Annotated in this window: 8 protein-coding genes; 5 read left to right on the forward strand and 3 right to left on the reverse strand. The window is 62.0% G+C overall.

Features of this window, described 5'->3' with window-relative positions; translation table 11 throughout:
* Positions 1-150: 150 nt before the first annotated feature.
* Positions 151-1,701, reverse strand: a complete 1,551-nt coding sequence (locus tag FHT70_RS02555; RefSeq protein WP_245362168.1) for an adenylate/guanylate cyclase domain-containing protein — start codon at positions 1,699-1,701, stop codon at positions 151-153.
* A gap of 330 nt (positions 1,702-2,031) precedes the next feature.
* Between FHT70_RS02555 and FHT70_RS02560 the strand changes: the two genes are divergently transcribed.
* Positions 2,032-4,203, forward strand: a complete 2,172-nt coding sequence (locus tag FHT70_RS02560) for an adenylate/guanylate cyclase domain-containing protein (protein WP_183698968.1) — start codon at positions 2,032-2,034, stop codon at positions 4,201-4,203.
* A gap of 6 nt (positions 4,204-4,209) precedes the next feature.
* Here FHT70_RS02560 and FHT70_RS02565 read toward each other — a convergent pair whose 3' ends face one another.
* Positions 4,210-5,247 carry a FecR domain-containing protein gene (locus FHT70_RS02565; RefSeq protein WP_348649512.1) on the reverse strand — a complete coding sequence of 346 codons (1,038 nt, stop codon included), beginning with the start codon at positions 5,245-5,247 and terminating at the stop codon, positions 4,210-4,212.
* Between the two features lie 313 nt (positions 5,248-5,560).
* Between FHT70_RS02565 and FHT70_RS02570 the strand changes: the two genes are divergently transcribed.
* From FHT70_RS02570 to FHT70_RS02585, 4 genes are all read left to right on the forward strand, one after another.
* Positions 5,561-6,814 (forward strand): sarcosine oxidase subunit beta family protein, encoded by a 1,254-nt coding sequence (locus tag FHT70_RS02570; protein ID WP_085779480.1) that lies wholly within the window; start codon positions 5,561-5,563, stop codon positions 6,812-6,814.
* Positions 6,815-6,923: 109 nt separating this feature from the next.
* Entirely contained in the window at positions 6,924-7,265 is a 342-nt protein-coding gene (locus FHT70_RS02575; RefSeq protein WP_085779479.1) for a sarcosine oxidase subunit delta, read from the forward strand.
* Positions 7,262-10,255, forward strand: a complete 2,994-nt coding sequence (locus tag FHT70_RS02580) for a sarcosine oxidase subunit alpha (RefSeq protein WP_183698699.1) — start codon at positions 7,262-7,264, stop codon at positions 10,253-10,255. Before FHT70_RS02575 ends, FHT70_RS02580 begins: the two co-directional genes overlap by 4 nt.
* The gene (locus FHT70_RS02585) at positions 10,248-10,796 is read left to right on the forward strand and encodes a sarcosine oxidase subunit gamma (RefSeq protein WP_183698701.1); all 549 of its coding nucleotides are present in this window, start codon (positions 10,248-10,250) and stop codon (positions 10,794-10,796) included. Before FHT70_RS02580 ends, FHT70_RS02585 begins: the two co-directional genes overlap by 8 nt.
* A 144-nt stretch (positions 10,797-10,940) precedes the next feature.
* Here the strand turns inward: FHT70_RS02585 and FHT70_RS02590 are convergent, their stop codons facing one another.
* On the reverse strand, positions 10,941-11,429 hold the full coding sequence (locus FHT70_RS02590; RefSeq protein WP_097597230.1) for a MaoC family dehydratase: 489 nt from the start codon (positions 11,427-11,429) through the stop codon (positions 10,941-10,943).
* Positions 11,430-11,486: the final 57 nt, after the last annotated feature.

Genomic DNA, 11,486 nt, shown 5'->3' on the forward strand with positions numbered 1-11,486 from the left:
CACGTTCCTTTGGTTTGGTTGATGCCTGAGGCAGCGCAGCGCCAGGGGCAAAAATATAACGTTCGCGCGGCCGCGGCCTTGCGATTGGTGATGCGGGATAGCAGATCGAGTAGGGGAAGTCCAGATGGATATCGGCGGCAGTTGGAAAAATCATATCTGCCCGGCATCCTGTCTCAAGCGAGCCGCTTCCGGCGGGGCCTCGTCCAGGGCGGCGATTGCCTCCTTGAGCGCCGTCCTGACCCGGAGTCGATCGGCAGGCTCCAGCCGGCTCATATCCAGATGCAGGTCGAGACCCGAGAGATGTTCGCTGAGAACGCGGCTTTTGTGGTCGGCGCCGAGCCTCAGCCCGTCGACGGCATAGGGCACGACCTCGCGCTGGATGCCCTTCATGGTGATCTGCGGCAAGGGATGGGCGTCGACGATCTCGTTCACCAGCGCATAGGTTTCGTAGCTGATGACGATTTCTCCGCCCTGGGCGATCGACTGCAGCCTGGCTGCGAGATTGGCCTCCGCGCCGATGATCGTATAGTCCATGCGATCGTTGCTGCCGAAATTGCCGACGTTGCAATAACCGCTGTTGATTCCCATGCGCACGACGAAAGGCTCCTCGGTGCCGTTTCTGCGCCATCTGTCCTTGAGTTCGCCGAGGCGACGCTGCATGTCGACGGCCATGCGCAGGCAGGCTTTCGCATCTTCCTCCGGACCCTTCGTTTCCGGGTCGCCGAAGAAGACCAGCATGGCGTCGCCGATGAACTTGTCCACCGTGCCGCCATGGGCGAGGGCAATGTTCGACATTTCGGTCAGATATTCGTTGAGCATATCCGTCAGCGCTTCCGGCTGCAGCCGCTCGGTGGTAGCGGTGAAATCCTTGATGTCGGAGAAGAAAATCGTCAGGCGCTTGCGCTCGGTATGGACGACGACGTCTTTCTGTCCGCTGAAGATGCTCTTGTAGATCTGCGGCGAGAGATAACGTGAAATCTTCAGGGAAACGCTCGCCAGAAATTCGTTCGCCGCTTCGAGATCCCGGTTGGCGCCATGGATGGCGCGGGCCTGCTGGCGCTGCAGCAGAATGAAGCTGAGGCCGATGATGGCGACAAAAAGGAAATAGCAGAGCAGATATTTGAAGGCGAAGACGTTGCTTGCATAGGGCTGCTTGATGACCACTTCCTGGATGCCGCGCACATCGCCGACCTTCCAGTCGGTCTTCGGACTTTCCGGGTGGCTGTTGTGACAGGCAACGCAAGCCTGGCCCATGACGACCGGCGTGACGAAGCGCAAGGTATCGGTCAATCCGACGCGGGTGAGGTCGCTCAACGTCTGCTGTGGATTGGCGCGCAGTGCGACAAGCGCTCGTTTCTCGAAATCGTCGAGCTCGTGGGAAGCGCGACTTTTGAACGGCAGATCGGAGACGAAGCGGTATGTGATGTTGGCCTGCTGCTCTTTTATAACGTCGCCGAGTTCCAGCGAAAGTGTCGCCGGCAGCGGGATGGCGCCGGGGATATTGGCGTAGTTGTGGGAGACGACCGTGCCCGCGGTCGCGCCGCTGGCGTGCGCGGCCAGAACGCGTCCGACGACATTGGCGGAATAGTAGGAGCGGATGCTCGATATCAGCGAGCTCATATCGCGCGCCTGGCGTCTGAGGGTATTTCCTGAGAGGTCGCTGATGTCGAGCCAGACGGCCAGCGGCAGTCCAGCCAGCATCGCCAGCACGACGACGATCAGCCAATAGCCGGTGCGGCGCACGGCGGTTTCGGAAATCACGGGAGCCCCTCACTCTTCCATATAAAAGCATTCGCGCTTCGCGCCGTTACAAGAACATTTCACCGCGCGTCCGACAAGATCGAAGCCGTGTCGTCCAAGCAAAAGCGTGGTCGAAACGACGGCGTCGCCAAATTTGAAGATGCCGTTGCGCCGACCGGCGGGAAGCGGAAGGCTGGAAAGCGAAAAGAAGCGTCGTGGCGCATGAGTGAATGGCGTCGGGGCAGAAAGCGGCGTAGGCTGTCGTTTGGGAGAGGGACACCGGTTGAGATGATGACGCGCGTGCAGCAAATCGGTGTCGTTGTCGGACTGGTGATCGTGGCTGCGCTGACGATGCTGCGGGCAGACGATCCCGGGATCTTCAAGCTGATCCGTGGGGTGACCTTCGACGAGTACCAACGCCTGCTTCCGCGGACATTCGAGCCCATGCCGGTCCATGTGATCGACATTGATGAGGCGTCGCTGCGCGAGTTCGGCCAATGGCCGTGGCCACGGGACCGGTTGGCCCTGCTGGTGGACCGGCTTTCTGACATGGGCGCTGCGGCCATCGCCTTCGACGTTCTCTTTTCAGAGCCGGACCGGCTGTCGCCGCGCAACGTCGTGCGCGAGGTGGCGGGGGTTGATCCGTCCCTAGCAGAGAAGCTTCCCGACAATGACGAGATCTTTGCCCGCTCGATCTCCGGCAAACCCGTCGTGCTCGGTTTCGGCCTTTCCAACGAAGGCAGTTACCGGCCGCCAGTCAAGGCGGGTTTTGCTTTCACCGGGGAAAGCCCCGTCTCGGCTCCGCCCTATCTTGCGGCATCGACGCCGCTCAGGCCGCAATTGGAAGCCAATGCCGCAGGGCTCGGCCACATCAGCCTCAATCCCGGCAATCCTTCGCCGGTGGTGCGGGCGGTGCCGTTGTTCCTGACCGACGGCGTGCAGCTCTATCCCAATCTCGCGGTCGAGGCGCTGCGCGTCGCGCAAGGTGTATCGACGTATGTATTGGCCGGCGCGCCCGATCGCGCCGGCGTGATGACATCGGCAAAGATCGGCGATTTCGTCGTGCCGCTGACGGCGGCGGGCGAATTTTGGCTCTATGTCAGCCCCGACCGAGCCGAGCGCTATATCTCCGCCCGCCAGGTGCTCGCCGCCGGAGGCGCCTCTCCCGAGATCTCCGCCGCCATTGACGGCAGCATCGTCTTCATCGGCACCTCGGCGGCAGGCCTGCAGGACATCCGCGTCACGGCGCTCGGCGAGAACGTTCCCGGCGTTTCGATGCATGCGCAGGTCGTCGAACAGATTCTCTCCGGCCGTTTCCTGTCGCGGCCCGACTGGGCGGACGGGCTGGAAATTCTCACGATCGCGGTGCTCGGATGCCTGCTCGTCGTGGTGACGACCTTCGTCAGTCCCGCCGTCGCACTGGTCTGCGGCCTGCTCATTACCGCAATGGCGCTCGTGGCCTCCTGGCTCTCCTTTCTTTATGCGGGGCTTCTTCTCGATCCATTGGCTCCGATCGTCAGCGGATCGGTTATCCATTTTGCCGCAACCTCGTTCCGCATTCTGGTGATCGACCGGGAAAGGCGCGAGGTGCGGCGCGCCTTCGGACATTATCTTTCTCCGTCTCTGCTGCATCGCATCGAGCATAACCGTGATGCCTTGCGCCTCGGTGGAGATGACCGGGAACTGACGGTAATGTTCGTCGACGTCAGGAACTTCACTGAAATCAGCGAACGGCTGGCGCCGACTGATGTCGTTGCCTTCCTGAATACATTGCTCGACGCGCTGAGCCGTCATGTCGTGGCTAATGAAGGTACTCTCGACAAGTTTATCGGCGATTCGATCATGGCATTCTGGAATGCGCCGGTTGATGTAGCGGATCACGAAATCAAGGCGGTTCGCACGGCGCTCGCCATGCGCGAGACACTCGCCGAACTGAACGCCGGCGACGCCTTCGGCTTCGGACCCGATCAGGAGGTCGGCATCGGCATCGGCATCCATACCGGAGTTGCCTGTGTCGGCAATATGGGCGCCAAAACCCGCTTCAACTATTCGGCTGTCGGAGATGCGGTCAACGTCGCGGCCCGCATCGAGTCGTCCTGCAAGGAGGTCGGCTTTGATATCCTCATCTCCGACAGCACGGCTCGCTCGGTGCAGGGGATGGCGGTGATCGAGGCCGGCGCCCTCTCGCTCAAAGGGAAGAGCAGCCGGACGCAGATCCTTGCGGTCGTCGGCGATGAACGCGTCGCAGCGTCCCAGGAATTCGCCGCGCTCGCGATCGTTCACAAGCAGCTGATGCAGGCCCTGCAATCGCATTCGCGGAACAGCCGCAAGCTTGTCGGCGCGTCAAAGCTCAGGGCTGCGCAAGTGCTCGGCGGTCTGGCGGAATTCTACCAGCGTATATCCGGCAGGGCCGATCATTTTCGCGAAGTGCCTGAGGCCGTCGAGAAAAGCGCCGCCGACTGACTGGCCTCAGCGAGCGCGATTGAAATCACGGCCCCTGTGGTGGTTCCGATCATTGTCACCATCACCATCACCAGCACCATCATGATCATGATGGTGATCGCGACCTCCATCATGCTGGCGGTCGTGCCCCCGATGATCCAGACCGTGATTTCCCGGCTTGCCGTCCTCGTCATGCCGGCCATGACCCTCATGCTTATCGGGCCTGTCCGGCTTATCGTGGTCGGGTCTATCATGATGGGGCTTGTCGTGGTGCGGCATTTCCGGCTTCTGCGGTCGCTCCTTTTGTGGCTCGGCCTCTCTCTGTGGCGGATCCTGTCTTTGCGGAGCGGGTGCAATTGCCGGCGGCGGCCGGTCTCGTTCGCTTCTTTCCGGCACCAGCGAAGCCATGTTGCATCCGCCGAGCAGGCCGAGGCCACCCGAAAGCCGCTGGTTGCCGGAGAGGAAGGGCAGAGCGCGCTCATTTCCAAGCTTCTGGAGGACGTTACGCTCCACTCGTCGGGCGGCCGTCATGTCGCCGTTCGGTTTGGCGATAACGCAGTCGCAGCGTTGCTGCAGCTGCCGGCAGCCGCCGGGGCCGCAAAAGCGGGCCGCGCCGTTCAACAGGACGACGGCGGTGGTGCCGTCAGGGCCGACATAAAAATCGAATGCGGTCCCGCGCACGCCGATCGTGCCTGCAGGCGTCAGAATTTGATAGGCCGAGGACTTCGAAGTGCCGCTTACCCAGCGGAAGGTCCCCTTGGCGGCCTTGATGGTGAGTTGCTTGACCGATTGGGTGTCGTCGAAAACATATCTGTCGATGACGACGGAGGACCCCCAGCCGACCGCAAGTTTGGTGCCGTCTCTAAATACAAACTGGCCCAGCCCAGACTGCGAAGTCTTGATGCGTTCGTCGCGGTGAACGCTTGTGTTGACTTCGATCGGGCCTGCTTGTCCAGTCACCTCGGTCTTGATGACCACAGCCTGGCCGACCGGCTCGGCGGCAGTTGCCAGCCGGAAGCCGCATAGCGCAATGAAAAGCGCCTGGAATAAAAGCCGCCCCCGTATGCACATGATACACCAATCCCGGCAATGGGGAAAAATTAACATCATACTAACTGCTTGTCTTTTCACCCTCTTGGGCTAGTCAGGTCTGCCGCCAAGGGGAAGGCCGGACCTTCGCAAGATCCTGCAGGATGATCTTCGTTTGAGTTTGGGAAGCGGCGCTTAACACCATCGCAAATTGCTCAGTTTTCGACACGATGTCGTTCAGTGTCAAAAGTGAAGCTCTCGCGCGTCGCAAAACAGCCGTTGTGCCGCATTTGGATTTGCGATTTGTATGGGCGCGAGTACAGCCCTTGCCCGAAGGAGAAGAAGGCGGATGCGGAAATATTCGGTTTTTGCCGTGGCGCGGGAGGCCCTTCGCGGCCACAGAGGTTGGGAGAAGCAGTGGACTTCGCCGGAGCCGCGCGCCGAATACGACGTCGTTATCATCGGCGCTGGCGGACATGGCCTGGGAGCCGCCTATTATCTTGCGAAGGAGCACGGCATCACCAATGTGGCGGTGCTCGAGAAGGGCTGGCTCGGCGGCGGCAATACCGGGCGCAATACCACCATCATCCGTTCGAACTATCTCTATGAAGAGAGCATGCACATTTACGAGCATTCGATGAAGCTCTGGGAAGGGCTTTCACAGGAGCTCAACTACAATGTGATGTATTCGCCGCGCGGCGTGATGATGCTCTCGCATAATATTCACGACCAGCAGTCGTTCAAGCGACACATCCACGCCAACCGGCTCTACGGCATCGATAATGAATGGCTGACGCCGGAGCAGGCCAAGGCTTATTGTCCGCCGCTCGACATCTCCGCCAGTGCGCGCTATCCGATCAACGGTGCGGCACTGCAGCGTCGCGGCGGCACGGCGCGGCACGATGCGGTGGCCTGGGGATATGCGCGCGCAGCCTCCGATCGAGGCGTGCACATCATCCAGAACTGCGAAGTGACGGGTATCCGGCGCGGTCCTGACGGACGGGTGACCGGGGTCGAGACCTCGCGCGGCTTCATCGGCGCCAGAAAGGTCGGCGTATCGGCCGCGGGCCATACCTCGACAATCATGAAGATGGCGGATGTGCGCGTGCCGCTGCAGTCGAGCCCGCTGCAGGCGCTGGTCTCCGAGCCGCTGAAGCCGATCTTCCCCTGCGTCGTCATGTCGAACACGGTACATGCCTACATCTCCCAGTCCGACAAGGGCGAGCTCGTCATCGGCGCCGGTACCGACCAGTATAATTCCTATTCCCAGACCGGCGGGTTGCAGATCATCACGCATACGCTCGACGCCATCTGCGAACTCTTTCCGATGTTCCGGCGCGTGAAGATGATGCGGCAATGGGGCGGCATCGTCGACAATACGCCGGACCGTTCGGCGATCCAGTCAAAGACGCCGGTTCCCGGGCTTTACGTCAATTGCGGTTGGGGCACCGGCGGCTTCAAGGCAACGCCGGGCTCGGCCAATCTCTTTGCGCACCTCATCGCCCGCGATGAAGCGCACAAGTTCAATGCCGGCCTGACGCTGGAACGCTTCCGCAGCGGCCGGCTGATTGATGAAGCGGCGGCTGCGGCGGTGGCGCACTGATGATGAACGTGTTCGCTCAGACGCTCGCTTCTTTCGTTATTCACGCCCTCATCCGCCTTGAAAGCACCTTCTCCCTGCTGGGGAGAAGGGGAGGAGAAGGAAATCTCACATGCTGCTGATCCATTGCCCTTACTGTCAGGAAGAGCGTTCCGAGCTCGAATTCCGCGGCGCGGGTGACGCGCATATTGTGCGGCCCGCTGATATCGCCTCGGTCTCGGACGAGGAATTTGAAGAATACTTCTTCCTGCGCGACAACCCGAAGGGGCTGATCTTCGAACGCTGGCGGCATATTCACGGCTGCGGCCGGTTCTTCAACGCGGCGCGCGATACGGTGAGCGACAAGTTCATCATGACCTACAAGGCGGGCGAGCCGAAGCCGCGGATCGGTGCCGAGGCCGAACAGCATAGCCCTGTCGAGACCTATGAAGCGGTGGAAGGAGAGGCCCAATGAGCGGTGCTAATCGTATCGCCGGGAAGGGGCGTCTGACGCCTGCAAAGACCGCGCGCTTCAGCTTCGACGGCAAGAGCTATACGGCGCTGGAAGGCGATACCGTCGCTTCGGCGCTGATCGCCAACGGCATTCATCTCGTCGGCCGTTCGTTCAAATATCATCGGGCTCGCGGCATCCTCTCGGCAGGCGCCGAAGAGCCGAACGCGCTGATCGATGTCGCGCGTGACAAGGCGCGCAAGCAGCCGAACGTCCGCGCTACGGTGCAGGAAATCTTCGACGGCATGATCGTCCAGTCGCAGAACCGCTGGCCTTCGCTTGCCTATGACGTCGGTGCGGTCAACAACCTGATGTCGCCGTTCTTCGCCGCCGGCTTCTACTACAAGACCTTCATGTGGCCGCGCTCCGGCTGGAAACACATCTACGAACCGTTCATCCGCCGCGCTGCCGGTCTCGGCGTCGCGCCGACGGAAGAAGATCCGGACCATTATGCCAGCCGCTACGCCCATTGCGACGTGCTGGTGGTCGGTGCCGGGGTGGCCGGGCTTTCGGCAGCGCTGGCCGCGGCCGAGACCGGCGCGAAGGTGATCCTCTGCGACGAGCAGGCGGAAACCGGTGGTGCGCTGCGCTACGATGCCGGCATCAGGATCGACGGACAGGATGGTTACGCCTGGGCGCAGAAGACCGAGGCGCGGCTGAAGGCGATGGACAATGTCGAAGTGCTCACCCGCACGACCGCCTTCGGCTACTACAACCATAATTTCGTCGGCCTTGCCGAGCGCGTCACCGATCACATGGCCAAGCCTTCCCGTGATCTGCCGCGCGAGCGGCTGTGGCAGGTCCGGGCCAAGCGGGTGATTCTCGCCACCGGCTCGATCGAGCGGCACATGGTATTTCCCAACAACGACCGGCCCGGCATCATGCTCGCCTCGGCGGGGCGGATGTACCTCAATCATTACGGTGTCGCCGTCGGAAACAATGTCGGCATCTACACGGCGCACGACTCTGCCTATGAGGCGGCTTTCGATCTCAAGCGGGCCGGTGTTTCGGTCGCCGCCATCGTCGATTGCAGGCAGGCGCAGGGTGCTGCAGTGCTGGCGGAGGCGCGTGCACTCGGCATAGATGTTCTTACCGGCCAGTCGGTCATCAATACGGCGGGGCGGCTGCGCATCTCATCGATGACAGTAGCGCGCAACGGCGGCGGTTCGCCGCGCAAGATCCCGGTCGATGCGCTTCTGGTTTCGGCCGGCTGGACGCCATCCGTGCATCTGTTCTCGCAGTCCCGCGGCAAGGTGGCCTTCGAAGCGGAAAGCCAGCGTTTCCTGCCCGGCACCTATGCGCAGGATTGCCTTTCGGTCGGCGCCTGTAACGGCACCGACGACCTGCAGCGAACGGTCGAGGAATCGCTTGCCGCAGGCGAACTGATGGCGCAGGCCGCGGGCAAGAGCGGCGGCGGGAAAATCACGATTTCGGCCGAGCAGCCCTATGACTGGACGGGCGGGATGATCGGCGCTGCCGAAGGCGCCGGACCGAAGACGAACGCCAAGGCCTTCATCGATTTCCAGCATGACGTCTGCGCCAAGGATATCCGCCTTGCCGTGCGCGAAGGCATGCATTCGATCGAGCATATCAAGCGGTTTACGACCAACGGCATGGCCTCGGATCAGGGCAAGCTTTCGAATATGCATGGCCTGGCGATTGCCGCCGAAATGCTCGGCAAGGAAATCCCGCGGGTCGGTCTCACGACTTTCCGCGCACCCTATACGCCGGTGACCTATGGTACGCTGATCGGCCATTCACGCGGAAAGCTGTTTGATCCGACGCGCAAGACGCCGCTGCACGACTGGGAAGAAGCGCATGGCGCCGTTTTCGAGGATGTCGGCAACTGGAAGCGCGCCTGGTTCTATCCGCGCTCGGGCGAGAACATGCACCAGGCGGTCGCGCGCGAGTGCCGGACGGCCCGCGAGTCGGCAGGCATCTTCGATGCCTCTACGCTCGGCAAGATCGAAGTGGTAGGCCCGGATGCGGCGAAATTCCTCAATTTGATCTACACCAATGCCTGGGATACACTGAAGCCCGGCAAGGCGCGCTACGGCATCATGACACGTGAGGACGGCTTCGTTTATGACGACGGCGTCGTCGGGCGTCTGGCAGAGGATCGTTTTCACGTGACGACGACGACAGGCGGAGCGCCGCGTGTTCTCCATCACATGGAAGATTACCTGCAGACGGAATTCCCCGATCTGAAGGTGTGGCTGACCTCGGTGACCGAACAATGGGCTGTCATCGCCGTCCAGGGACCGAAGGCGCGCGAGATCGTCGAGCCTCTCGTCGAAGGGGTCGATCTTTCCAACGAGGCCTTCCCGCATATGAGCGTTGCCGAGTGCACGGTCTGCGGCGTACCGGCGCGGCTCTTCCGCGTTTCCTTCACGGGAGAAATCGGTTTCGAAATCAACGTGCCGGCCGACTACGGCCAGTCGGTGCTCGAAGCGGTCTGGGCCAATGCCGAACCGCTCGGCGCCTGCGTGTACGGCACTGAGACCATGCACGTCCTCCGCGCTGAGAAGGGCTATATCATCGTCGGCCAGGATACGGACGGGACCGTAACCCCCGACGACGCGGGCGTCGCCTGGGCCGTTTCGAAGAAGAAGAAGGACTTCGTCGGCATTCGTGGGCTGCAGCGGCCGGACCTCGTCAAGGAGGGACGCAAGCAGCTCGTCGGCCTCGTTACCAAGGATCCGAAGTTGGTGCTCGAAGAAGGCGCGCAGGTCGTCGCTAGCCCGAACGAGCCGAAGCCGATGACGATGCTCGGCCATGTCACATCGGCCTATTGGTCGGAAAATTGCGGCAGGTCGATCGCCTTCGCTCTGGTCGCCGGCGGCCGGGCGCGGATGGGCGAGACGCTTTATGTGCCGATGCCGGATCGGACGATCGCCGTCGAAGTGACGGATCTGGTATTCTTTGACAAGGAAGGAGGCCGCATCCATGGCTGATGTTGCAATTCGCAAGCCGGCGCTGGCCGGCCGTCTCGGCGGCTCCGCCACTGTGCGTCTGGCCGTCGCACCGCCCGCAAGCCGCGTGGCGCTGCGCGCGCCGGCGGGGTCGCTCAAAGCACTTTCTTTGGCTCTCGGCCTCTCTGTGCCGACCACGCCGAAGACGTCCGGCCGCGCCGGTGCGCGCTCGGCGCTTTGGCTCGGGCCGGACGAGTGGCTGTTGATCGATCAGGCCGGTGGCGATCTGATGGCGGCATGTTCCAGCGCCGGCGCGCTGCATTCGGCGACCGACGTTTCCCACCGCAACGTGGCGGTCATCGTCTCCGGGCCGGGTGCGGAGGCGACGCTTGCGGCCGGCTGCCCGCAGGACCTGTCGCTGTCGTCCTTTCCAGTCGGCGCGGCCTCGCGCACGGTCTTCGGCAAGGCGGAGATCGTACTTTTCCGCACGGAAGAAGACACGTTTCGGGTGGAGTGCTGGCGGTCGTTTTCCGATTACGTCTTCGGGCTGCTGGCCGAGGCGGCGGAAGATGCCGGGCATTGAGGCTTTTGGGCCGGTGGCTTAAGAGCCAGATGAAATTTGCAGGGGCCGCAAATGACAGTTGCGGGCCCATTCGTGCCAATGCCTGGCATCTGTGATGGATACGGCGAAGCCATCAATCCGGGTGCGTAGGAAAGCGGCTCTTGCCTACGCGTCTTCCGGCCGGTCCTTCGGGTCGAACTGGATGATGGTGATCCATCTTGCCGTCAGGGCCGGCTTCTTCTCGTTTTCGATTTCGATCGTCACATCGTAGGTGGTCATCAGCATGCCGCCGCCGCGGAAGCGGGCGTCGGAGAGCAGGAAGCGGCCGCGAACACGGGCGCCGCTCCTGACGGGGGTCATGAAGCGGACCCGGTCGAAGCCGTAGTTGATGCCCATGGTCTGCTCGCGCACCCTCGGCAGGCAGTTGTAGTTCATCGCCGACAGCAGGGACAGCGTCAGGAAACCATGGGCGATCGTGCCGCCGAAGGGGCTTTCAGCGGCGGCGCGCTCGGGATCGACATGAATGAACTGATGGTCGTCGGTCGCCCCCGCAAAGGCGTCGATCATTGTCTGATCGACGGTAATCCAATCCGAAAGACCCGTTTCCATGCCGATCAATCCCCGCACGTCGGAGAGTGAAATTTCCGTGACCATGAATTCCTCGTGAGAAAAGCCGCCGGGCAAAGCCTTATCGTGCATTCATGACGATTG

Origin of the sequence: Rhizobium sp. BK049 (assembly GCF_014193135.1) — a bacterium.
Classification (GTDB): Bacteria; Pseudomonadota; Alphaproteobacteria; order Rhizobiales; family Rhizobiaceae; genus Rhizobium.

Excerpts from the sequence above, each read along its gene's own strand:
- FHT70_RS02555 (WP_245362168.1), bottom strand. The coding sequence starts at position 1,701 with ATGCTGGCTGGACTGCCGCTGGCCGTCTGGCTCGACATCAGCGACCTC.
- FHT70_RS02560 (WP_183698968.1), top strand. The coding sequence starts at position 2,032 with ATGACGCGCGTGCAGCAAATCGGTGTCGTTGTCGGACTGGTGATCGTG.
- FHT70_RS02570 (WP_085779480.1), top strand. The coding sequence starts at position 5,561 with ATGCGGAAATATTCGGTTTTTGCCGTGGCGCGGGAGGCCCTTCGCGGC.
- FHT70_RS02575 (WP_085779479.1), top strand. The coding sequence starts at position 6,924 with ATGCTGCTGATCCATTGCCCTTACTGTCAGGAAGAGCGTTCCGAGCTC.
- FHT70_RS02580 (WP_183698699.1), top strand. The coding sequence starts at position 7,262 with ATGAGCGGTGCTAATCGTATCGCCGGGAAGGGGCGTCTGACGCCTGCA.
- FHT70_RS02585 (WP_183698701.1), top strand. The coding sequence starts at position 10,248 with ATGGCTGATGTTGCAATTCGCAAGCCGGCGCTGGCCGGCCGTCTCGGC.
- FHT70_RS02590 (WP_097597230.1), bottom strand. The coding sequence starts at position 11,429 with ATGGTCACGGAAATTTCACTCTCCGACGTGCGGGGATTGATCGGCATG.